At 40.6% G+C, this 23,103-nt stretch carries 21 protein-coding genes; 12 read left to right on the forward strand and 9 right to left on the reverse strand.

What is annotated here, in order from left to right; genetic code table 11:
* Positions 1-867: 867 nt before the first annotated feature.
* From ACRD69_RS20050 to ACRD69_RS20085, 8 genes are all read right to left on the reverse strand, one after another.
* Positions 868-1,416 carry a GNAT family N-acetyltransferase gene (locus ACRD69_RS20050; protein ID WP_430816922.1) on the reverse strand — a complete coding sequence of 183 codons (549 nt, stop codon included), beginning with the start codon at positions 1,414-1,416 and terminating at the stop codon, positions 868-870.
* Positions 1,417-1,528: 112 nt separating this feature from the next.
* Positions 1,529-1,954 (reverse strand): DUF1801 domain-containing protein, encoded by a 426-nt coding sequence (locus tag ACRD69_RS20055; protein WP_430816923.1) that lies wholly within the window; start codon positions 1,952-1,954, stop codon positions 1,529-1,531.
* A 231-nt stretch (positions 1,955-2,185) separates the two neighbouring features.
* Positions 2,186-2,794, reverse strand: coding sequence for a carbonic anhydrase (locus tag ACRD69_RS20060; protein ID WP_430816924.1), 609 nt, complete (start codon positions 2,792-2,794; stop codon positions 2,186-2,188).
* Positions 2,795-2,821: 27 nt separating this feature from the next.
* Positions 2,822-4,378, reverse strand: coding sequence for a SulP family inorganic anion transporter (locus tag ACRD69_RS20065; protein ID WP_430816925.1), 1,557 nt, complete (start codon positions 4,376-4,378; stop codon positions 2,822-2,824).
* Positions 4,379-4,488: 110 nt separating this feature from the next.
* On the reverse strand, positions 4,489-5,196 hold the full coding sequence (gene pepE / locus ACRD69_RS20070) for a dipeptidase PepE (RefSeq protein WP_430816926.1): 708 nt from the start codon (positions 5,194-5,196) through the stop codon (positions 4,489-4,491).
* Between the two features lie 111 nt (positions 5,197-5,307).
* Positions 5,308-6,564: an ABC transporter permease gene (locus ACRD69_RS20075; protein ID WP_430816927.1), complete on the reverse strand. Its 1,257-nt coding sequence runs from the start codon at positions 6,562-6,564 to the stop codon at positions 5,308-5,310.
* A 243-nt stretch (positions 6,565-6,807) separates the two neighbouring features.
* Complete coding sequence (locus tag ACRD69_RS20080) at positions 6,808-7,458, reverse strand: hypothetical protein (RefSeq protein ID WP_430816928.1); 651 nt, start codon at positions 7,456-7,458, stop codon at positions 6,808-6,810.
* Between the two features lie 272 nt (positions 7,459-7,730).
* Complete coding sequence (locus ACRD69_RS20085) at positions 7,731-8,345, reverse strand: SRPBCC family protein (RefSeq protein WP_430816929.1); 615 nt, start codon at positions 8,343-8,345, stop codon at positions 7,731-7,733.
* Between the two features lie 302 nt (positions 8,346-8,647).
* On the opposite strand from ACRD69_RS20085, the gene purH reads away from it, so the two are divergent.
* The 12 genes from purH (at position 8,648) to ACRD69_RS20145 (ending at position 21,501) form a co-directional block, all read left to right on the forward strand.
* The gene (purH, locus tag ACRD69_RS20090) at positions 8,648-10,237 is read left to right on the forward strand and encodes a bifunctional phosphoribosylaminoimidazolecarboxamide formyltransferase/IMP cyclohydrolase (RefSeq protein ID WP_430816930.1); all 1,590 of its coding nucleotides are present in this window, start codon (positions 8,648-8,650) and stop codon (positions 10,235-10,237) included.
* Between the two features lie 13 nt (positions 10,238-10,250).
* Entirely contained in the window at positions 10,251-11,276 is a 1,026-nt protein-coding gene (locus ACRD69_RS20095; RefSeq protein WP_430816931.1) for a rod shape-determining protein, read from the forward strand.
* A gap of 148 nt (positions 11,277-11,424) precedes the next feature.
* Positions 11,425-12,255 (forward strand): rod shape-determining protein MreC, encoded by an 831-nt coding sequence (mreC, locus tag ACRD69_RS20100; RefSeq protein WP_430816932.1) that lies wholly within the window; start codon positions 11,425-11,427, stop codon positions 12,253-12,255.
* Positions 12,248-12,766 (forward strand): rod shape-determining protein MreD, encoded by a 519-nt coding sequence (mreD, locus tag ACRD69_RS20105; RefSeq protein WP_430816933.1) that lies wholly within the window; start codon positions 12,248-12,250, stop codon positions 12,764-12,766. Before mreC ends, mreD begins: the two co-directional genes overlap by 8 nt.
* Positions 12,767-12,769: 3 nt before the next feature.
* Positions 12,770-14,626 (forward strand): penicillin-binding protein 2, encoded by a 1,857-nt coding sequence (mrdA, locus tag ACRD69_RS20110; RefSeq protein ID WP_430816934.1) that lies wholly within the window; start codon positions 12,770-12,772, stop codon positions 14,624-14,626.
* Positions 14,604-16,025 carry a rod shape-determining protein RodA gene (gene rodA, locus ACRD69_RS20115; RefSeq protein WP_430816935.1) on the forward strand — a complete coding sequence of 474 codons (1,422 nt, stop codon included), beginning with the start codon at positions 14,604-14,606 and terminating at the stop codon, positions 16,023-16,025. The genes mrdA and rodA overlap by 23 nt, the downstream gene beginning before the upstream one ends.
* Positions 16,026-16,314: 289 nt before the next feature.
* Positions 16,315-17,619 carry a KamA family radical SAM protein gene (locus ACRD69_RS20120; protein WP_430816936.1) on the forward strand — a complete coding sequence of 435 codons (1,305 nt, stop codon included), beginning with the start codon at positions 16,315-16,317 and terminating at the stop codon, positions 17,617-17,619.
* Between the two features lie 202 nt (positions 17,620-17,821).
* Positions 17,822-18,397 carry a pentapeptide repeat-containing protein gene (locus tag ACRD69_RS20125; RefSeq protein WP_430816937.1) on the forward strand — a complete coding sequence of 192 codons (576 nt, stop codon included), beginning with the start codon at positions 17,822-17,824 and terminating at the stop codon, positions 18,395-18,397.
* A 67-nt stretch (positions 18,398-18,464) separates the two neighbouring features.
* A complete protein-coding gene (locus ACRD69_RS20130; RefSeq protein WP_430816938.1) occupies positions 18,465-19,355 on the forward strand; it encodes a DMT family transporter in 891 nt (296 codons plus the stop codon).
* Entirely contained in the window at positions 19,345-19,839 is a 495-nt protein-coding gene (locus ACRD69_RS20135; RefSeq protein ID WP_430816939.1) for a YkgJ family cysteine cluster protein, read from the forward strand. The genes ACRD69_RS20130 and ACRD69_RS20135 overlap by 11 nt, the downstream gene beginning before the upstream one ends.
* Positions 19,840-19,884: 45 nt before the next feature.
* The gene (gene porQ / locus ACRD69_RS20140; RefSeq protein ID WP_430816940.1) at positions 19,885-20,916 is read left to right on the forward strand and encodes a type IX secretion system protein PorQ; all 1,032 of its coding nucleotides are present in this window, start codon (positions 19,885-19,887) and stop codon (positions 20,914-20,916) included.
* Between the two features lie 99 nt (positions 20,917-21,015).
* A complete protein-coding gene (locus tag ACRD69_RS20145) occupies positions 21,016-21,501 on the forward strand; it encodes a hypothetical protein (protein ID WP_430816941.1) in 486 nt (161 codons plus the stop codon).
* 239 nt (positions 21,502-21,740) lie between these two features.
* Here the strand turns inward: ACRD69_RS20145 and ACRD69_RS20150 are convergent, their stop codons facing one another.
* Entirely contained in the window at positions 21,741-23,018 is a 1,278-nt protein-coding gene (locus ACRD69_RS20150; RefSeq protein ID WP_430816942.1) for an NAD(P)/FAD-dependent oxidoreductase, read from the reverse strand.
* Positions 23,019-23,103: the final 85 nt, after the last annotated feature.

Here is a 23,103-nt window from a genome sequence, read left to right on the forward strand (position 1 = left end):
ATCGTTTAAAATAGGTACTATCCAATATTTTCAAAGATCTTTTGAGCTTTTCGCTCTTGTAAAAGTGAGTGTTTCACCACTGTCCTTTTCTTTTCATTTCAACCTCTCTCGTTTGAGAAGCGGCTGCAAAGGTAAGAAGTTTTTATTCTATTTTCCAAAATTATTTTTGAAAATTTTTTGACTTATTTTTTGACGCGAACTTGCAAGATAACATACCCGGCTTTTGTTGTCAATACTCCCTTTCACTTTGCCTGTCATTATGTGTCGATAAACGAGCTAAATCCCTTATCAACCGTGCCTTTCAGATGAACCGTTGTTCTCAAAAGCGGGTGCAAAATAAGGGAGTTTTTTCCGCATCTCCAAATGTAAAATCACAATTTTTTGAAGGAATCTTTCCCGGTCGGCGCTTAAGAGTTGATTTGATGGCGATTATCGGGGGAATATTTTTTTAAGAAATTTGAGGGCGCTTGATGGAGCCTTCTTCAGTCAGCTTATCAATGCTGTTTTTAAGAGCTAGTCGCCTGTTAGTTCTTTCCAATTAAACTCAAATTAAACTCAGACCAAACTCAGACCAAACTCAGACTAAATTCGACTCGGGCTGAATTTAATCTGTATTTGGTATGTGTTTATTATGTGTTTAAACTGGGTTTGGCATTAAAGTGTATTGGAAGTGATGGGTAGTGGGGTATAAAAAAAGGGCGCCAAAGTGAAAAACAATTCACCATAGGCCAGCAAAGAAAAAAACGCAAAGCGCGCAAATAATAGAATCGTCAGACGATATACTTTGCATGTTTAGCGAGAAACGTCCACTCAAGAACGCCAACAATACGTTAAATGCCTTAGTATTCAATACCTGATATGCCAGGTTTATACGATGTAATCCTGAAAAGACAGGAAACAGCGTTCCTTTAACTCTATTTGAAACTCCTTAAATTCAGAACTGGTGAGTAAATTGGGAAATGACATCAGTAACAGATCCAGCTCTTCGCCGTTTCTCCGTAAAGGCCATTGTTTATGCTTATAGTTATTTAGCTTAAAACCTATTCGCTGGTAAAAAGTAATTCGTCTTTTATTAATCGTTTTGTCAGGCAGCTCTACTTCTAATATAATACGCTGCTCATTTCCGTTCATAAAATCATTCAGCACCTGAGCCCCCAATCCTTGTCCCCGCCATTTATCTTCTATGGCCAGATGTTCAATATAAACAGCATTATTGAATTGCCACCACAAAATAATACCAACGCATTCTTGATCATTAAGAATCACATCACAATGGTATATCTCCTGTGTCAATACTTTCTTTTGCAATACCAAATCACGTCTTTCCATAAGGGGAAATGCGTTCTCATATAATTTCCAAAATGCGGGAAACAAATCATCATTCGCATTGCCAAGACGGTAATAGCTTAGTTTCATCTGTATAAACTGCTTTTCTATATTTAAAATGATCAATGACTTTGAAGCCGTGGTATCTATATTCTGAATTAGAAATAAGTCTAGCGAAACAGGTAATCAAATCCCATCATGCTTAACAATGACCATTACCGTTTTGCTTGTGAATCTCTATTGCTTTTAGGATTAGCTCTGATAGAACATCCATATCAATATCACTTAATTTATTAATGTATAAACACCCCTTACCCGTTTTATGCTTTCCCAGCCTGTCGAGTAAATGTTGCACTTTCTCAAAACCACACATTAAGTACAAGGTAAGATTCTGCTTTCGTGGTGAAAATCCAACAATAAACCAATCACCACTCCGGCCACTGGCATATTTATAAGTATAGTTACCAAAGCCAATAATTGATCCTCCCCACATAACAGCCTGGTTAGCACTAAGCCGTTCCATTAATTCAAGAATTACAAGACCATCTTCACGACGTTGCCTGTGCTCCACTGCATTGACAAATGCACGTGCATCAGCATTGGTGGGTTGAGTTTTATTTTCTGCCATTTGTAATACGATAAGAATAAGTGTTCAACTATTTCATTAACATTATTGAAAACAAAAAGGTTGGCCAAAATCTATGTTTCACGCAAAAGTCCGCCAGGAAATGCATAAAGACCACAAAGTGTAAAAGTTAATAACTTACACCTTGTGGCTTTGCGTTTCTCTTCCCTTTGAGTCCTTAGCGAGAAGGATCGTTCATTTAGGACATATTCTTTAATATAACCTGATCGTTATCTATTTTATCATATCATCAGGATGAATTTCCTTTAGTGAATTCAGCTCACCTGTTGATATATCAAAGACCCATCCATGTATAAAAAGACGTTGTCCCCTTGCCCATGCATCTTTAATAATATCCATCGATGCCAGTTTATTCACTTGCTTAACGATGCTTAACTCAGATAAGCGATCGAGCTTTTTTATTTCATCGCCAATGCCGGCTATCTCCTTTTCATTACTGTCTAATGTTTCTTTAATATCACCTATCCACCCGCTCAGGTAAGGATCCTGCAAACCATCGTAGGCTGCTTTTACACCTCCACAACTATAATGACCGGCAACAACAATGTGTTTTACCTTCAGGTAGTCGACAGCATAGCGCAGAGCCGCCATCAGGTTATCGTCTTCTTCGTGCACCAGGTTTGCCACATTACGGTGAACAAAGAACTCACCAAGCTTACCTCGCGTAATGGTTGTTTCAGACATACGGCTATCAGCACAACCAATCCAAAAATACTTTGGCTCCTGTCCTAATGATAAATTCTTAAAATAATCCTCATCAACATTGTTAATGGTCTGCACCCATGCCCTGTTTGCTAAAAATATTTGATCGTATGACTTCATATCTGCTCGTTTAAGATTGGTTAATAATTAAGCTGCCATTTTCCTGAACATCGGGATGGCTGCCGTTTCACTTTGTTTGATAGTGACTTTGATATTGTTTTGCTCAGCAGTAGATGAAATAAAATCATCAAAAGCCATTAATATATCATTGTCTATAAAATCTACATCTGTTCCGTCGATGATCAGATTGACACCTGGAGGCAGGTGTTGCAAGGTTCGACGCACGTTGGCTTTATTAAAGAAATACAGGTTACGTGTTATCTGAATCATATAGTTGTTACCAACTTTCGATAAAATAATACCTGAACGGAAGTTCGATTTCAAGACAAAGATGAATCCAACAACAATACCAAAGGTTATACCCTTTAACAAATCGGTCAATAAAATCACAATGATGGTTGCAAAGAATGGGATATACTGATTGGTTCCCTTCTTAATGGCATCTTTATATATAGACACCTTGTTCAGCTTCAAACCAACATGAATCAGTACAGCGGCCAGTGCAGACAAAGGAATATAATTAAGATAAGGTGCGAAAAACAACACACTTAATAAAAGCAGGACTCCATGGAAAACTGCCGATAATTTACCTTTCCCCCCTGAGTTAACATTAGCAGAACTCCGCACTATTACGGCTGTTAATGGTAAACCACCAAACATACCGGCAAGAATATTACCCCAACCCTGGGCTTTTAATTCCTTGTTAGGTGATGCAATACGTTTGGCCGGGTCTAGTTTATCGGTAGCATCTAAACTCAGTAATGATTCCAGACTACCCACTATAGCTATTGTGAATGCCACCACCCATACATCAGGATTTGTGATCGCACTGAACTGGGGAAAACGTAATTCTTCAATCAATGAGCTAAAACCACTCATTTCGGGCAATGATACCAGATGGGTGGATCCAAGCGCCAAACCAGGGGCCGACGATTTGAATACCTCATTAAGTATAACTCCCATAACCACCACCACAAGTGGACCTGGTATTAACTTCATACCGGGTATATTCTTTATGAGTTTAGAATCCCATAAGAACAATATGGCCATTGACAACACACTAATTATTACAGCACCCGGAAGAATTGCTTCCATCATATAATACAATTCAGAAAAGGTGTTGTGTCCATATTTATCTTCAAAGGCAGCTGTGTCAATACCTGTCAGGTCGTAACCAAAGGCATGGGGTATTTGCTTAAGAATAATACTTAAACCAATGGCTGTTAACATCCCGGTAATTACGGATGATGGGAAAAAGTGACCTATTACCCCTGCTCTGGCATAGCCCAATACTAATTGTATAAGGCCAGAGATAACTACTGCCAGTAAGAAGATTTCAAAAGAGCCCAATGTGGCGATTGCTGCAAATACGATAACCGTTAAACCTGCGGCAGGCCCACTAACGCTTAATCGTGAGTCGGATAACAAACCAACTACAATACCTCCAATAATACCTGTTATAACACCGGCAAACAATGGCGCTCCTGAGGCCAGGGCAATACCCAAACACAATGGCAAGGCAACCAAATAAACTACTAATCCGGCTGGAATGTCATTTTTGTACGTCCTGAAAAAATCTTTCATAGTTCCTATTTTAAAATTTCAGGAGCGTACAAAACAAATGACATGCCAAAATAAGCGAATGCCTATTTTATATGATAGCTTTACTATCTTTTAACGATTATTATCAATTTTTATCCCAGTAAAAAGTCGAAATCAGCATCAGGCCGCACTTCATACGGCTCTTTACCATATTGAAAAACGCGCAATGGCAATTTACCGGTATAGCTGATCTTACCTTCATTATATACAAACATGCAGCCTTCACGCAGGCCAACCACAGTTGTATCCTGATTCACCACTAAAAATTCCATAATACGTTCTTCCCTGGTTTCTCCGCCGTGCCCTTCAGGATTTGCGTCCAGGTAATGTGGGTTGATCTGGTAAGGAACCAGGTTTAGCGCATCAAATCCAAGTGGGTCGATAATAGGCATGTCGTTGGTTGTTTTAATGGTTGGACAAGCCAGGTTGGAACCCGCACTCCAGCCAATATATTTTGTACCACCCAATACCTTTTTACGGATTGGCTCAGTTAGCTTATTATCGTTAATCATGCGTAACAAACGCCATGTACTTCCTCCTCCTACAACAATGGCATCAGCCTCTTCAACAGCTTTAACAGGATCATCAAAATGATGGATTGACACCACATCATGCCCTACTTCATTGAAACGGCTTTTTACTTTTGCCTCATAATCATCGAAAGAAACGGTAACCCCTGCATAAGGGATGAATAAGCACTTTACCTTTTCTTTACCTAAGAAATCGGCGATGTTATGTTTTGGATAATCGAGGTAGGCCTCGCCGGCCATGGTTGAATTGGATATTAATAATAGGTTCATACTATAAGACTATTAGATGTTAGACTTCTTGACAATAGAATAAAAAAGATGAGACGCATTTTGTTTAGCTTAGACCTGTCAGGTTTTTAAATCCTGACAGGCCTGTATATTTTACAGGGAATTTATTGCTTCCACAGGATCCATTTTAGAGGCTTTCCAGGCAGGAATAAAACCAGATACAATTCCTATAAATGATGATATACCGATTCCTTTCATAATATTAAGCAAGGTCAGAGCCATCTCTGAATCGGTGATCAGACTAACTGTTAGGGCTATACCAAATATTATTAGCAGGCCAGCCAGTCCGCCCAGTAATGACAGAACTGTACTTTCAATCAAAAACTGTAAAAGAATAAATTTTCGCTTGGCTCCCAATGCCTTTTGAATGCCAATGATCCGCGTCCGTTCCTTTACCGATACAAACATGATATTGGCAATACCAAAACCCCCCACTAAAATGGAGAAGCCACCAATAAACCAACCAGCCAGGTCAATGAAATCAAAAAGGCTGTCAAAGTTCTTTTGCACCAGGCTGATACGATTCAGCGCAAAATCATTGTCTCCCTGTGGCTTTATGCGGCGGATCGCCCTCATAACACCGGTTAACTCATCCACCATATCGTCTGAGGTATATCCCTCCTTACCTTTAACAAGAATCATCGGATTGACCGATTCACTGCGGAGATTAAATAGCGTGCGGGCATATTTAACCGGTATGATCATATTTTTATCGAGGCTGTTACCAAAGATATCGGACCCTTGTCGCTGAATAACGCCAATGACCATTAATTTTCGCCCCATCATCTTCACCCGCTTTCCAATAGGGTCGACTCCCCGGAAAAGTTCATCTGCTATTTCAGCACCAATCACAGCCACTCCCACTCCACTAATGGATTCAAAGGGTGAAAAATACCGGCCATCGCTTATTTCGAAAGTCCAGATATTATCAAACCCTTCTGAAACACCCATAACCGCAACATTGTCGTAGGAATTATCTTCGTATTGCAGCATTTTTTGTGATGACATAACATAGGAAACATCTTCTGCAATTTGTGAACGGCGTTTGATCTGTTCATAATCATCTAAAGAGGGCACCTGTCGGTTCATATACCGCCACCAGGGATATTCAGATTCACCTTCAGGAGGTGTCCAGGGCCATTTTTGAATGTATACCACATTGTTACCCAGTGACTCAATACTTTCGCGCACTTGCTTCTCAAGGAAATCAATCAATGTAAAAACCGATATAATGGAAAATATCCCTATGGTTACGCCTGATAAGGTTAAAATGGTACGCAATACATTTGTTCGCAGAGCATTGAGGGCAAAAAGAAAACTCTCTTTAAAAAATTTATATACGAGAATCATGGGCTGGTCTTGTTTCTAATGGCAAGATAGTTGAAAAAGTATTCAGTGCAAAGTGTTATGTGTGGGATTAGAGAGAGGTTTGAGAGGTGAGCGATGAGAGATGAGAAGTGAGATGAGAGGTCTGTGGCCATTTATAGGCAGCTGGTTTATAATTTACAGGACAATTAGGCTTGCTTTTAAGACCTTAATGGATGACATCTTCTTTCAGATCATATAATTTAAGAGCCATCCATAATTTCATGTTTATCGCTCAATAACAGTGGCTCCTTGTTTGCGCATCTGTTCTGTTAATTCATTTCTGTCATTTAAATCAATCAGATCTATTTGTATGTGTTTATAAAACTTTTTACTCAAATGTTGTTGAAAGACATCAGCATACTTCTGAAAATCTTTCTCTGTTTTAAGACCTACACAAAACACATTGTCGTATTCCAATGACCATGCAGCATAACACTCTTTCAGGTTATTATCATAAGTATAATCACGCACCAGTTTTGACATTGTTTTAATATCGCTGCGCTCCGGTTTCCTGAAAACAATTGTTGTTTGAGCCAACTGAACACAATTGTTTAAAAGATCTTCTTCAGTAATATTGAGCATAATATCATCGGTAACGTCCAAACCTCCTTTTGCATTTAGCTTAATGGCTTTGAGCGTGTACAAAGGTCCGTATAAGCCCCACCAGCCAAACAGAGATGAAAGCCAGATATATTTTTTCATATACTGTTTACCTTGCTCATCATCCTTTAGTAAGAACGCTGGTGAGAATGGAAAATAAGTTGCAAAAATTGGAGAAAAGCAATATTGAAAAACCTTGAAACGGTAACCGGCATCTACTTTTAATTTCAATTCATCAAGGCTAATGTCATTTGTGAGTTTAAGTTTGTAATTCATAATATTTTGTCAGGAATTTGAATCGAAACTAATAATTTTTATACAGCAACCATATATAAAAGTCATTTTACCTTAACAAATAAAATATCTCACTCAAAAAACACACGCCAGCGCGCGAATGCTTTTTCACGTGGGCTTAAAGGACTAAGCGAAGGGATTGGCACGAGATCAGGGGAGCAAATTCTCTACTTAACTATTTATTTTGCAAAAAAACAGGCGAGCAACTAACACCATGCATAACAGCGGAGCATAAATGAAATTCGTAATAGTTCCTAGCGATCAGCCATAACTTCCTCAATAATACCGGAGATAAACCGATAGGGCGTACTAACGCTGGTAAGTCTGATCACCCAATCGGGTATTGAGCCTCCCGGATCAACCCAGCCCGTAACTACTATGTGGCTCTCATCGGCATTACTCCCACTTTGTATGACCCACTTTTCACTAAACTCATCAATACGGATTATCCCTTCATTACGCGGCAGATATTCGGGTAAATTATTTGATTCCAGGTATATTCCTTTCTCATCCTTAACAACCAGCATTTCGACCACCAAATCCCTGTTTCTGACCGGCCACGGCATATTAAAATGCATGTAGTTTCGATACAACTCATCAACTCTGTGCTCCAAAAAATTAAGCGAGTCAACCAGTTCCATGTGTTTTAAATTACCCTCGAAGTCAACCACCTGCCGGTAGACCTGATCAGGCTTGGCAGCTACAGAAGCCACCACTTTATACATGTGTATATCCGAGTCAGCCTTTTGCTTTGTAAAGACCTGTATGCCGTTCTTATCTTTTTTGAGCTGCCATTCATTTGCCTCCACTTTTACTGTGTAAAAGATGCTTATCAGCACTATCGTTAGTATTTTAATGCCTGGCTTCATACCTGCGTTTTATTGAGAAACAGTATTGATGGTAAATGGGTTCAATTGGCAATATTTCATAAAAATAGCCTGCTATTTACAGCTTGAAAAAACAATTTGTCAAATTGACGTGGCGGCAGACTTTTATATATGATTAATACCAGCTTTCAACCCACTTTGAAACAGACCACTTCATACATGAAAACAAAGAAGAATTATCTATGGTAATTCACAATCTAAAATCGTTCTAATTAAATGTAAATCGCACCTTGTTAACTGCCCTTATTTTCTTATTTTTGCGTGAAAGAACTAAACGGATATAAATGAATACTTTAAAAAAGGTTAAATCAGCATTGGTTTCCGTCTTTCATAAGGACGGACTTGATGAAATCATCAAAACACTCCATGAACAAGGGGTAACTATCTATTCTACAGGAGGAACTCAAGCCTTTATTGAGGGTTTAGATGTGCCATGTGAGCGCGTTGAAGACCTAACCAGCTACCCTTCTATTTTAGGTGGGCGTGTAAAAACTTTACACCCTAAGGTATTTGGTGGAATTTTGGCCCGTCGTGATAACGAAGGTGATCTGGAGCAACTGGCGCAGTATGAAATTCCGGAGATTGACCTGGTAATTGTTGACCTTTATCCGTTTGAAGCAACTGTTGCTTCGGGCGCACCACTGCAGGATATTATTGAAAAGATTGACATTGGTGGTATTTCCCTGATCCGTGGAGCGGCTAAAAATTACAAAGATGTAATCATTGTTCCTTCGAAAGATCAGTATGCTGACCTGTTGGCTATTCTGAAAGAGAAAAACGGTGAATCATCATTGGAAGACCGCATGAGATTTGCAGCAGCTGCATTTGGCGTTTCGTCACATTACGACTCAGCTATCTCCAACTTCTTTAACAAAGACAAAGAAGATATGGAACGCATTAGTCTTAACAATGGTGATGTATTGCGATACGGCGAGAACCCGCATCAGAAAGCCACCATCTACAAATACAACAATGTGAAAGAAGGCGCTTCATTGGCCAATGCCAATGTATTGCAAGGAAAAGCGCTTTCATACAACAATATGCTTGATGCTGACGCTGCGTGGAAGGCAGCCAGCGATGCCTATCATTCAGTAACCCATATCGACGGCAAACAAGCTGTTTCGGTAGTGAAACACCTTAACCCTTGCGGTTTGGCAGTAACCAACGACATTATGAAGTCTTTGGAACTGGCATGGGCGGGAGACCCAATTTCTGCCTTTGGTGGCATTATTTGCTTTACCGATACGGTAACCGGTGAAATTGCAGAGTGGTTTGCCAAACGTTTTGTTGAAATCATTATTGCACCGGCCTATACTGCTGAAGCATTGGAAGTATTTGCTAAGAAAAAGAACCTTCGTTTACTTGAAACACCAATTAAGAATGAAATTACCGGTGAAAAGTTGATTCGTTCGGTTAGTGGTGCTATCTTGGTACAAGATGAAGATGAAGGTGTGGATTCAGATTTTAAAAATGTAACTGACAAGCAGTTTGATGCAACCAAAATGGAATTGGCCAAATTTGGAATCACAGCTTGTAAGCACCTTAAGAGTAACGCCATTGCGGTAGTGACAGAGCAGGCTGACGGTTCATTCTGGCTAACGGGTGCAGGTATGGGACAACCTAACCGCCTTGACAGTATGCGTCAGTTAACCATGCCTCGTTTTAACATGAAGGAAGGTGTTGACATCGCTAACTCAGTTGTTATCTCTGATGCATTTTTCCCATTCCGCGACAGCATTGAGGCTGCCAATGAATATGGTGTAAAATACATTGTTGAGCCGGGTGGAAGTATCCGTGACGACGAAGTTATTGAAGCCTGCAACGAGTTTGGCATGGCAATGTTATTTACAGGAAAACGTCATTTTAAACACTAAAATATATAGTTGAATGGGACTATTTTCGTTCTTATCGCAAGAAATAGCCATCGACCTTGGTACAGCCAACACGATTATTATCCATAATGATAAAATCGTTGTTGACGAGCCATCTATCGTAGCGCTGAACCGCAAATCCGACAAACTGGAAGCCATTGGTGAAAAGGCTCGCCAGATGCACGGTAAAACCCACGATAACATTTACACGATCCGTCCTTTGCGCGATGGTGTAATTGCCGACTTTAACGCGGCAGAGCAGATGATTCGCGGCATGATCAAAATGATCAATCAAAAGCCACGTCTTTTTGCTCCTTCGTTATCAATGGTAGTTTGTATCCCTTCGGGAAGTACTGAAGTAGAAATACGTGCGGTACGAGATTCATCGGAGCATGCAGGCGGTCGTGAGGTACACATGATTTATGAGCCTATGGCAGCAGCGCTGGGTATTGGACTTGATGTTGAAGCGCCAGAAGGTAACATGGTGGTCGACATAGGTGGTGGTACAACAGAAATCGCGGTTATTTCACTGGGCGGTATTGTAACAAATAAGTCCATTCGTATTGCAGGTGATGACCTGACAGCTGATATTATGGAATACATGCGTCGCCAGCATAATATTAAAGTAGGCGAGCGTACAGCTGAGGAAATTAAAATCCAGGTAGGTTCGGCCTTGCCAGAGTTGGATGAGCCCCCACAGGATTTTATTGTTCAGGGTCCGAACCAAATGACAGCTTTACCTATTGAGGTGCCTGTTTCATACCAGGAAATCTCACACTGTTTAGAGAAATCAATTTCTAAGATTGAAACAGCGGTATTGTCAGCATTGGAGCAAACACCTCCTGAATTATACAGTGATATCGTTAAGAACGGTATTTTCTTAGCTGGTGGTGGCGCCTTGCTGCGCGGTTTAGACAAGCGATTATCAGATAAAATCAATATTCCTTTCCACATTGCCGAGGATCCGTTGCATGCGGTGGCTCGTGGTACTGGTATAGCACTGAAAAACCGTCATCGCATATTGCCATATTTGATCAGATAAATTAGTCAGTAGATAACAGACAGTAGTCAGTATATTAAATAAGACAATGAGATGTGAGCTATGAGCTCCCACGATAGATATTGGGGACTCATCGCTCAGCTCTAAGTAAAATACTGACTACTGGCTTTTTACTAACAATCATAGTTGCATGAGAAACTTTATCCGCTTTATTGTAAAATACCATTTTGCCATTCTCTTTTTTATTATTGAAGCAGTTTCTCTTTTGCTCGTACTTAACTACAACGCCTACCAGCGCTCCTCTTTCCTATCTTCATCAAGTGCTGTTTCAGGTGGTATCTTCAAACGCTTTAACGCCGGTGCCGAATACCTGATGCTACGAGAGATCAATGAAGACCTGGCTCGTGAAAATGCTTATCTGCGCAGCCGTATGCCAGAATCGTTTCGTGCCTCGCGCGACTATTTTAACCTGGTTAACGACTCGGCAAGTATGCAGGAGTATATTTACCGGTCGGCACGTGTAATTAACAATTCAACCAATCGCCGTTTTAACTATATCACTCTTAACAAGGGGCGTTTAAACGGTATTGAACCTGAAATGGGGGTTATCTCCAACAAAGGCGCCGTTGGCATTGTAAAAAACGTGTCCGATAACTATTCGACTGTTATCTCTGTTATCAACACCCGTTTAAAGCTATCTGCCAAACTTAAAGAATCTGGCTTTTTTGGCTCTCTTGAATGGAATGGCACATCATACCAGCACGTTTATTTACTGGACATCCCCCGCCATGCCAATGTGAATGTGGGTGATCTTGTTGTTACCAGTGGCTACTCGTCCATCTTCCCCGAAGGAATATTACTGGGGAATGTAGAGGAAGTTGAACTGGATAAAGGAGCCAGTTTCTACCGTATCAGGGTTAAGTTATCGGTTGATTTCAAAAACCTGGCATTTGTTGAAGTCATTGGGCATACGACACACGACGAGCAAATTAATTTAGAAAAGGAGACAGAAAATGATTAGTTACCTGCCGCGATATATCTTCAATTTTATCTTCTTTACACTGATACAGGTGTTGGTGCTGAACAATATTCAGCTAAGCGGTTTTGTTAACCCCTACTTATACATCCTGTTTATCATCACCCTTCCATTTGAGACCCCCGGGTGGTTATTGCTGCTCCTGGGATTTTCGTCGGGCATGGTTGTTGACATATTCAGTAATACACCGGGCATGCATGCCTCGGCCACGGTCTTTATGAGTTATTTGCGCCCCTATGTATTGCGCCTTTTTGCCCCGCGTGAAGAATACCAGCCAGGCACCATACCCACCATGGGTTACTATGGCATTTCGTGGTTTATAAGATATTCGGTCATCCTGGTATTAGCTCACCACACCTTTTTATTCTTTATAGAGGTGTTTTCATTAGCACATTTTTTCTCAACATTTCTGCGTATCATCAGCAGTTCTGTTTTTACAATACTATTAATATTAGTGGCTCAGCTATTTAGTCAAGGTAAGAAACAAGGGAGGTAAACCGTGGGAGGAATTAATAATCGTACACTGCTAATCGCCACCATTATGGTGAGTCTGGGTTTGATATTCATTGGCAAACTCTTCATTCTGCAGGTGTATGATACATCTTACAGCATTTCGGCTGAGAGTAACACCCGACGTAAGGTAACACAATACCCTTCACGCGGGCTGGTATATGACCGCAATGGCAAACTACTGGTTTCGAATCAGGCCGTATACGATGTAATGGTGGTACCCAGGGACATTGTTGCCTTTGACTCCCTCGATTTTTGTGAATCACTTGATCTAAGCATTGAACAGTTACGCGAGCGCTTTGTGCAGATGCGTGCCGATATTAGAAGCCGAAAAATATCTTCCTACAAGCCTTCTGTTTTTATGAAACAGTTGTCGGCTGAGCAATATGGTAGCTTTCAGGAGAAATTGTACAAGTTTAAAGGATTCTTTGTTCAGGGACGTACACTGCGCAAATATGAATACCCATCTTCTTCCCATGTTCTGGGTTATGTAAGTGAGATTAGTGAATCTCAATTAAAGAAAGATAAATACTACTCGCAGGGCGACTACGTTGGAGTAAGTGGCATTGAACAGACCTACGAACAAAAGTTGCGTGGTAAAAAAGGTGTCAAGTACATGCTGGTTGATGTGCATGGACGGGAAAAAGGAGCTTTTAGCGGTGGCCGTCACGATACAGCCGCCATAGCAGGTAAAAACATCACCCTTTCTCTTGATATCGAACTGCAGCAATATGGCGAACTGCTGATGAAAAACAAAGTCGGAAGTATTGTTGCCTTAGAGCCATCAACAGGTGAAATCCTGAGCCTGATCTCAGCTCCCAACTACGACCCTTCCCTTTTGATAGGGCGCGACCGGTCAAAGAATTTTCCTGTGCTACTGGCTGATACATTAAAGCCACTGCTCAACCGGGCGGTACAGTCATCCTACCCTCCCGGCTCAACATTTAAAACCATCAATGCCTTGATTGGCCTGCAGGAAGGCACATTAAAACCTTATACAACACATGAGTGCTTCATGGGTTACTTTGCCCGGGGACTTTCGGTTGGCTGTCACCTTCATGACTCACCCCTTAACTTGTCACAATCCATTCAACACTCTTGCAATGCCTTCTATTGCTATGAGTTTCGTGACATACTGGACAACCCCAAATACGACAGAATACAGGATGCCTTTGATGCCTGGAAGGATTACCTGGTGAAATTTGGCTTTGGTTACCGGCTCGGCTCAGACTTCAGAAATGAATCAAGGGGCTTTGTGCCTAATTCAGGCACTTTTGATAAGATTTACCGGAAAAGCTGGAATTCACTTACTGTTATCTCCCTATCCATAGGTCAGGGTGAATTGCTGACAACACCATTGCAAATGGCTAATATGGCGGCTATGATTGCCAACCGTGGTCATTTTCTGACACCGCATATTATAAAGGATATTGAAGATGAAATGATCGATGACCGTTTTAATGAAATCCATGAAACAGACATTGATCTGCAGCACTTTGCGCCCATTGTAAACGGCATGGAAATGGCCGTTTGGGGCGGTGCAGGTAGTACGGCCCGAATTGCCCAGATTCCTGGCATTACCATATGTGGTAAGACCGGTACAGCACAAAACCCACATGGTGATGACCACTCTATCTTTATGGCTTTTGCACCTAAAGACAACCCGCAAATTGCCATTGCCGTATATGTTGAGAATGGTGGGTTTGGAGCAACATGGGGTGCTCCCATTGCCAGTTTAATGGTAGAAAAATACTTGACAGATACTATTTCAACACCCTATAGAAAGTGGATTGAAAAACGCATGCTTGAAGGAGATTTAATTCATGGCAAACAGAAACTACAATAAAAGCATAGACTGGATTACAGTGGGTTTATACAGCCTTCTGGTTATATTTGGTTGGTTAAACATTTATGCCGCCAATTTTAACCCCGAAAATCCTGTCTTTTTTGATACCAGTAAAGAATATTTCAAGCAACTGGTGTGGATTGGTTTTTCGCTGGTTTTTGTAGGTATGATACTGATTACCGACAGTAAATTCTATGTTGAATTTGCCTATATCTTTTATGGCATAACCATACTTCTGCTGATTGTTGTTCTTTTATTTGGTAAGGAGATAAACGGGGCTAAATCGTGGTTTGAAATCGGACCCATTCGTTTCCAGCCTGCTGAGTTATCAAAAATGGCTACCAACCTGGCCGTTGCCAGGGCATTGAGTCGATATGGCTTCTCGTTTGAAAAGTTCTCTGATATTCTGAAAGCCGGTGCTGTTGTTTTATTTCCAATGCTCTTAATACTTTTACAAAACGATACCGGTTCGGCATTGGTATACAGCGTTTTCATCATTGTATTTTACCGCGAGGGTTTAACCGGATACATTTTAACCTTTGGTGTTATTGCCGCTATTGTGGCAACATTAACCCTGATGATTCCCAATGCAACCATCATTGGATTAATCGTGATTAGTGTTTTGGTCATTCTGTATATTAAGGGCGCGCGCAAGGAGCTAATGAAAGCAGTGATTTTTGGAGCTATCGTCCTGGGATTAAGCTATGGAGCTTATGCCTATTTCAATTTTAATATTGATCTTGAATATATACTCATCCCATCCGTTGTGGTAACAAGTGTTTATTTGATTTATACGACCATTGCCAAACGAATTAATAAGTTCGTCCCAACGTATTTGATCATCCTGTGGAGTGCCATCATATTAACCGTATCAGCCGATTACTTTTTCGAAGATATCCTCTCGCATTATCAACGCACCAGAATTAACGTATTACTCGGATTGGAGGAAGATCCGCTGGGAGCAGGCTATAATGTTAACCAGTCGAAAATTGCCATTGGTTCTGGAGGACTAACCGGGAAAGGTTATTTACAGGGTACCCAAACCAAATTTGACTTTGTTCCTGAGCAAAGTACCGATTTTATATACTGTACTGTTGGTGAAGAGTGGGGCTTTGTTGGTTCTACCGCCGTTGTGCTATTGTTTTTAGGCTTACTATTACGGCTTATTTTCCTGGCGGAGAAACAGCACTCGACTTTTAGCAGGGTATACGGATATGGTGTTGCAGCCATCTTCTTTTTTCACTTTGCCATTAACATTGGCATGACCATTGGCCTTGCTCCTGTTATTGGTATTCCCCTTCCTTTCTTTAGTTATGGCGGATCGTCCCTATGGGGTTTCACATTGTTACTCTTTGTATTCTTAAAGCTTGATATTAATAGAAATGAGTTAATTCGTTAAAAATACTTAACCATTGTAAGTAATTTTTTAAAAATTTTCTGAACCACCTCTATAAGTGACTGATATTAATCAACTTTTAAGAATATACAATTGAAAGTTAAACAATTTTGATTTAATTTTTTTATTTCGTACTTTTGCGGCACGTCATTTGTAATGATAAACACCCCGAAACTTTCGGTCATGTTGCTGTGGGAATGGAGGTTAGCAACTCTCTAAAATGACCGGTTTTGGAATAATAACAAATGATTCCGCACGAAATTTGCCGAATCAACAAAAAAGGAGATTGCTTATGAAGTATAAGATTTATGCGCTGCACAATTATCGACAAATTCCGCAAATAGAAAGACTTTCGGAAGAAGACATCTTTAGCATTGAAGTAGTTGGAACTGTTTTACCATTTAAAACTAACAGCTACGTGGTTGACGAATTGATAGATTGGGATAACTACAAAGAAGATCCTATTTTCATCTTGAACTTCCCTCAAAAAGGAATGTTGGAAGAAGAAGATTTCAATCACATGGCTGAAGTTCTTAAAAGCGGTGCCGATAAAGCAACCATAAAGGAAGAAGCTAATAAGATTCGTGAAAAACTTAATCCTCACCCGGCCGGGCAGATGGAATACAATGTTCCTGAACTAAATGGCGTTAAGCTAACAGGTGTTCAGCACAAATACGATGAAACAATGTTATTCTTCCCAGCCCAGGGGCAAACATGTCATGCTTACTGTACATTCTGTTTCCGCTGGCCACAATTTACCAACATGGACGAAATGAAATTCGCCATGAAGGAAATTGACTATGTCATCGAATACCTGAGGGAGCATCCTGAAATCACCGATTTATTGATTACAGGTGGAGATCCAATGGTGATGAAAGGTAAAATGCTTGATGCTTATCTGACAGCGTTGGTTGAAGCAAATATTCCCCACTTAAAAAACATTCGCATCGGTTCTAAGACCTTAGGTTTCTGGCCTTACCGCTATTTAACCGACAGTGATGCAGACGAAGTTTTAGGTGCATTTAAGAAAGTTACTGATGCTGGCATTTCTTTAGCATTTATGGCTCACTTCAACCACTACCGTGAGTTGGAAACTGAAGCTGTACAAGAGGCTATCAAGAAAATACGCGCAACAGGTACTCAAATACGTACTCAATCGCCGTTATTAAATAACATCAATGCCAAGCCTGAAATCTGGTCAACAATGTGGCAAAAACAGGTTAGTTTAGGTTTAATACCTTACTACATGTTTATTGCACGTGACACCGGAGCTCAGAAGTATTTTGGCGTATCATTGGTTGATGCATGGCAGATTTTCCAGAAGGCTTATCAGAAGGTAAGTGGAATTTGTCGTACAGTAAGGGGACCAAGTATGTCTTGTACACCTGGTAAAGTACGAATTGTTGGTGTCACTGAAGTGAAGGGTGAAAAGGCATTCTGCCTTGAGTTTATCCAGGGACGCGAAAGCAACTGGGTTGCTCGTCCGTTCTTTGCTCAATATGACGACAAAGCTGTTTGGATGGATGATTTAAAGCCTGCTTTTGGCGCTGAAGAATTCTTCTTTGAGCAGGAGTTCTCTGATATGTTTTTAAGCTAACAATCAGCAAATAATATATTGCAAAAAGGCAGAGTAACGAAAGTTGTTCTGCCTTTTTTTTATTACTCCTTATCGGAAGACTTTTGACGATCAGTGCCAGGCATCATATAATGCCAAACAATAAACAGTGGCGAAAGAAGGCATAATAACAATCGTGTGACTATATTTGAAAGGGTAATATTCAAGCTTTCAAATTTTAGGGATGATCAGATCTTACTTTGAAGAACAAGACTATAACAACATCGATTTCACGAACGAAGAACTTCCTTCGGGTGAATATGAAAATTGTCTGTTTACCAATTGTATACTGAGTGACAAAAACCTGGCAGAGTTTCAGTTTACCGAATGCCGGTTTATGAATTGCGACTTAAGTAATGTTAATATATCAGGCACCCTGTTCAGAGATGTGCAATTCAAAGACTGTAAGCTACTCGGATTACAGTTTAACGAATGCAACACCCTGTTCTTTTCTGCATCCTTTGATAACTGTCAATTACGCCTCTCCTCATTTTACAAACGGCAGTTAAAAGGCTGCTCATTTCTTAATTGCCACCTGCATGAGGTTGATTTTGCAGCATGCAATCTGACCAAAACAAAATTTCACAACTGTGACTTCAGCAATGCCTTATTCGACAACACCAACCTGGCAAAGGTCGATTTATCAAGCTGCTATAACTTTACAATTGATCCTGAAAACAACAACATTGTTAAAGCTAAATTTTCACAAGACCAGCTAGTTGGATTACTAAAAAAATACCAGATACAGATTTCTTCTTAAAAAGCGGTCGGCAATAGTAAGACGGTATTGGCTTTTTTCTACCTTTGCGCTCACAAAATTAAGTGCTATGTCAGAGCGTTTTAAAGTACTGGGCAGTATGGTACTGTCAATGATTTGCTGGGCATTTTCCTTCGTTTGGATAAAGCAGGCTTTCTTATCGTTTGATCCCTTAACCATTGTATTGGGCCGCCTGGTTATAAGCGCCGGCTTATTGTATATTATTCTTAAGCTTCTGAAGCAGCTCAAGCCTATGCGGAAGCAAGATTTCAAATGGTTTTTATTGCTGGCTTTTTTTGAACCCTTCCTCTATTTTATGGGCGAAAGCTTTGGATTGGAGCTGGTATCATCAACTGTTGGTGCTGTCATAGTATCAACCATTCCGTTGTTTGCCCCCATTACTGATAAATTGTTCTTTAAAAGTCGCATCAGCTGGGCCAACATACTTGGGATATTTGTGTCTTTTGCCGGAGTACTCCTTATTATCTTTAAAGAAGACTTTTCATTAACAGCCCCCTTAAAAGGAATCTTATTGGTTTTCTTAGCCGTTATAGCCGCCCTTGGGTATTCTGTGGTATTGAAAAAAATTCCCAAAGGCTATAATTCGGTAAGTATTATTACCTACCAGAATATGGTTGGTATCTTCTTTTTTCTGCCATTGTTTCTCACTTATGACTATCCTAAACTTAGTGATATTGATATAAAGACAGAGGCGGTAATGGCTGTCATACTGCTTGCTGTATTTGCCTCTTCCCTGGCCTTTATCTTCTTTACCTATGGCATGCGCATTATTGGAATTACAAAAGCCAATGTGTTTGTAAATATGATACCTGTATTTACAGCAGTAATTGCCTGGTGGGTGCTGGATGAAGTGCTGACACTTCAAATGTTGATTGGAATTAGCATCGTAATCAGCGGTGTTTTTGTGTCACAAATAAAAGTAGGAAGCCGTGGAGTTTGACCCGAAGAAGCTGGACCAGGAAGCACGTAACAAGGCGAAGGAAAACAAGCAGTTTTTAAGCAAATTAAAAAAGAAACGCCCTAAAACATTGGATGAAACGGTGCAAGCCCTGCATGAAGAAGTGTTTGAATATACCGATTGTCTGAGCTGTGCCAATTGCTGTAAGAGTATCAGCCCCATAGTTATGGATCGTGACATTGATCGACTGGCTAATCATTTACGACTGAAACCAAAGGAGGTAATTGAGCAGTATCTTTTACTGGATGATGATGGTGATTACGTGTTCAGAGAAACGCCCTGCCCTTTTCTGATGCCTGACAATTATTGCATGGTGTATGAATCGCGCCCCAAAGCATGTCGGGAATATCCACATACCGACCGTAAACGGTTTTACCAGATAACCACCCTTACCTATAAAAATACGTTTATCTGTCCGGCAGCTTTTGATGTTGTCGAAGGATTAAAGCCCATATTTGATAAATGACACCTACGCAACACTAAAATGATAATTTAGCCGTTTATTAGTACGATGAAAGGAATAGCAGTCATATTAGTCACCATATTTTCACTACTGAGCATTGGTCAAAGAACCGAGGCACAGCAAGCAGGTAGCAATACCTATGACTTTCTTAACCTGACTAATTCAGCAAGGGTTGGTGCACTTGGTGGCAATCAGGTTGGTATGCACATCAATGATGTGAGCCTGGTATTTCATAATCCGGCTAATCTCTCACCTGAACTTCATCATTCACTAACGTTCAATTATGTTCCTTATGTGGCAGATATCAAGATGACTTATGCCGGTTACGCACATACTGTTGAAGGTACAGGAACATTCGGGGTAAGCATTCACGCCATCAATTACGGTAGCTTTGACCGCGCGGACGTGGATGGTACCTTAAACGGAACTTTTTCGGCCGCCGAATACGCCATCAACCTGAGTTACTCCAAAATGCTTTCGCCAAAGCTAAGAGCAGGTATTTCGGTAAAACCAATCATTTCAAACCTGGAACAGTATAACTCATTTGGTTTAGCTGCCGATCTGGGCGTACTTTATCACTCTGAAAACAAATTATTTTCTGCAGGCGTCACCCTAAAAAATATAGGATCACAATTATCAACTTATAATGACACATACGAGTCGTTACCCACAGATTTACAAATAGGTATCAGCAAAAAACTGGCTCATGCCCCTTTCCGACTATCATTGACCGCACAAGACCTGTTTGACTGGAACATGAAATACGATGTACAGGATGGTAATGGAGATGATGTAACGGACGCAGGAAACGATGGAAACAGCCTGGATCAGATCATGCGCCATATGATCTTCGGCGTTGAACTCGTTCCATCCGACAATTTTTATGTTGCAGTAGGCTACAACCACCGTCGCAGACAAGAATTAGGTATCAGTGAGAAAATGTCAACCACAGGGTTTTCATGGGGATTTGGTTTCAGGGTATATAAGTTCCATTTTGCCTATGGCTCAGCCCGCTACCATTTGGCAGGATCATCCAACCATTTCAGCATCTCAACCAACCTCTCAAGCTTTGGACGCTAAAAAGCTCTATTTCAAGTTCATACGAAAACCTGAAAGCTGTTGATTATTTTATTTATATTTGCCACTTCTTAATTTTTATCACACACAGATTAAGGCGATATGGCGCGTTTTAAAATTGAAATTCCTGATTCAAAACTGGAATTTATACTTGACCTTTTTAATAGCTTTTCATTCCTGAAGTATGAGGCAATTGACCCTGAACCCAATTGGCCCGAAACTGGCAACTCAAAGACTGAAGAACACAAACAAACAGAACAAGAGGCTGAATCTGACAGACTCGCTCATTTATCTGACCTCAGAAATACGATCGATAGCATTCAGCACACCAGGGAAAATCTGGCGGCTGAATCTCAATCCATTCTATTTCGCTTCCCGCATGGAACCGAAATGGGTGCGATTAAAGTCAACAACTTACATGACCTGATCACAACCATTGAACACTATTACCGTGTCAACGCTAAAGACTTAAGTTTTAAAGCCAACAACAGCAGTGAAGGCTACGAAATGGATAAATACCAGGTTTTCATCTCTCTGGAAGATAACTCGGAGATAAGTGCAGGTTATTGCAACAAAAAATTAAAGTAAGGTATTTCAACCTTAACGACTATCCTATACTTCTTAAATTCAACCCTTTCAGGGCAGAGTGTATATGATACCAGTAACCACCGGTAAAGCCCTTGATTATTCGGGCTTAGTCCTTACAGGAAAGTCCTGCATACTGTCAAGACCATCGTTTTGAGTGGGTAAACTTAACTTATGTTTGAACTCATCGAATGACTAAAAATGACTGTCTTAGTCATCCGTGAGTCAGTATTCCTGATTTCCTATTTTTTATTGTAAGGTGATATTAAGATACGAAGTGACTGATCGCGTGAAAAATAGCTTTGTGCCCAATTCACAAAAATAAAAAAGCGGTTTTTGACACCCACTATAGCCATCAAATGAACGAATAACCATAAAAACCAGGCAAAAACGCCTGAGAAGCGAAAACCGGGTAAATCGGCAACAGCCATGTTTCGTCCTATTGTAGCAAGGCTCCCCTTGTCGATGTATTTAAAAGGTTTCCATGAACGTGATGTTTTTAAATTGCGGGCCAGGTTATTAGCCTGTTGAATGGCCACCTGAGCTACCTGTGGATGACCGTTGGGGTAGTGTTGATCTCCTTCTACCAGGCAGGCATCACCGATAGCAAAGATATTTTCATGCCCTTTCAAACGATTATACTCGTCGACACTCAATCGTTTTCCACGAGTATATAGTTCTTCCTCAATCCCACTTGTTTGTCGCCCGCTAACACCAGCCGTCCATATCAGGTTTTTAGCATATAGAGTCGTTTCGTCGGATAAGCTCACTTTATCTCCATCATAATCTTCGATACGCGTATTGAGATAAACCTCAACGCCGAGCTTTTTTAAAAACTTCAAGGCTTTGGCGCCCGCATTATCAGACATACCATTTAAGAGCCTTGGAGCGGCCTCATACAGCCTTATTTTCATTTTACCGAAGTCCAGCTCGGGATAATCCTTAGGCAGCACAAATCGCCTCATTTCGGCAATAGAGCCTGCCAGTTCCACACCAGTCGGTCCGCCTCCAACAATTACAATTGACATGAGCTTGGCGTGCTCGGTTTTATCTTCGGTCAAATTGGCCTTTTCAAAGGAAGACAAGATACGGTTGCGCAGGTTTATAGCTTCTGCAGTGCTTTTCATCGGAAGACTGTGCTTCTCCAGATTGGCCGAACCGAAATAGTTGGTATTAACACCATTGGCCAGCACCAGGTAGTCATAGTGCATTTCACCGGCTTCTGTTGTGATCATCTGATTTTGTGTATCAACAGAGGTTAGTGCGGTAGTTCTGAAATGCAGATTGCTGTGGAGCTGGAATATTTTACGTACGGGAAATGAAATTGAACTTGGTTCAATACCCGACGCTGCCACCTGGTAAAACAAAGGCTGAAACTGGTGAAAGTTTTGTTTGTCAATAACAACAACCTGGTAGGCTGATGCACTTAATTTACGGGCCAGTTTAAGTCCGGCAAAACCCGCACCGATAATAACGACTCTTTTCTTATTGTTACGTGGTAAGTTAAAATTGTTCTCCATGGTTAATCTAACGTTTCCATCAAAACACATGATGGAAAAGAAAGTTTAGTAATATGAAGAAAAAAATCGTTAATTAATACAAAAG

Origin of the sequence: Carboxylicivirga agarovorans (assembly GCF_050589845.1) — a bacterium.
Taxonomy (GTDB): domain Bacteria; phylum Bacteroidota; class Bacteroidia; order Bacteroidales; family Marinilabiliaceae; genus Carboxylicivirga; species Carboxylicivirga agarovorans.

Coding starts and splice junctions, on each gene's coding strand:
- ACRD69_RS20050 (WP_430816922.1), bottom strand. CDS start 1,416: ATGAAACTAAGCTATTACCGTCTTGGCAATGCGAATGATGATTTGTTT.
- ACRD69_RS20055 (WP_430816923.1), bottom strand. CDS start 1,954: ATGGCAGAAAATAAAACTCAACCCACCAATGCTGATGCACGTGCATTT.
- ACRD69_RS20060 (WP_430816924.1), bottom strand. CDS start 2,794: ATGAAGTCATACGATCAAATATTTTTAGCAAACAGGGCATGGGTGCAG.
- ACRD69_RS20065 (WP_430816925.1), bottom strand. CDS start 4,378: ATGAAAGATTTTTTCAGGACGTACAAAAATGACATTCCAGCCGGATTA.
- pepE (WP_430816926.1), bottom strand. CDS start 5,196: ATGAACCTATTATTAATATCCAATTCAACCATGGCCGGCGAGGCCTAC.
- ACRD69_RS20075 (WP_430816927.1), bottom strand. CDS start 6,564: ATGATTCTCGTATATAAATTTTTTAAAGAGAGTTTTCTTTTTGCCCTC.
- ACRD69_RS20080 (WP_430816928.1), bottom strand. CDS start 7,458: ATGAATTACAAACTTAAACTCACAAATGACATTAGCCTTGATGAATTG.
- ACRD69_RS20085 (WP_430816929.1), bottom strand. CDS start 8,345: ATGAAGCCAGGCATTAAAATACTAACGATAGTGCTGATAAGCATCTTT.
- purH (WP_430816930.1), top strand. CDS start 8,648: ATGAATACTTTAAAAAAGGTTAAATCAGCATTGGTTTCCGTCTTTCAT.
- ACRD69_RS20095 (WP_430816931.1), top strand. CDS start 10,251: ATGGGACTATTTTCGTTCTTATCGCAAGAAATAGCCATCGACCTTGGT.
- mreC (WP_430816932.1), top strand. CDS start 11,425: ATGAGAAACTTTATCCGCTTTATTGTAAAATACCATTTTGCCATTCTC.
- mreD (WP_430816933.1), top strand. CDS start 12,248: ATGATTAGTTACCTGCCGCGATATATCTTCAATTTTATCTTCTTTACA.
- rodA (WP_430816935.1), top strand. CDS start 14,604: ATGGCAAACAGAAACTACAATAAAAGCATAGACTGGATTACAGTGGGT.
- ACRD69_RS20120 (WP_430816936.1), top strand. CDS start 16,315: ATGAAGTATAAGATTTATGCGCTGCACAATTATCGACAAATTCCGCAA.
- ACRD69_RS20125 (WP_430816937.1), top strand. CDS start 17,822: ATGATCAGATCTTACTTTGAAGAACAAGACTATAACAACATCGATTTC.
- ACRD69_RS20130 (WP_430816938.1), top strand. CDS start 18,465: ATGTCAGAGCGTTTTAAAGTACTGGGCAGTATGGTACTGTCAATGATT.
- porQ (WP_430816940.1), top strand. CDS start 19,885: ATGAAAGGAATAGCAGTCATATTAGTCACCATATTTTCACTACTGAGC.
- ACRD69_RS20145 (WP_430816941.1), top strand. CDS start 21,016: ATGGCGCGTTTTAAAATTGAAATTCCTGATTCAAAACTGGAATTTATA.
- ACRD69_RS20150 (WP_430816942.1), bottom strand. CDS start 23,018: ATGGAGAACAATTTTAACTTACCACGTAACAATAAGAAAAGAGTCGTT.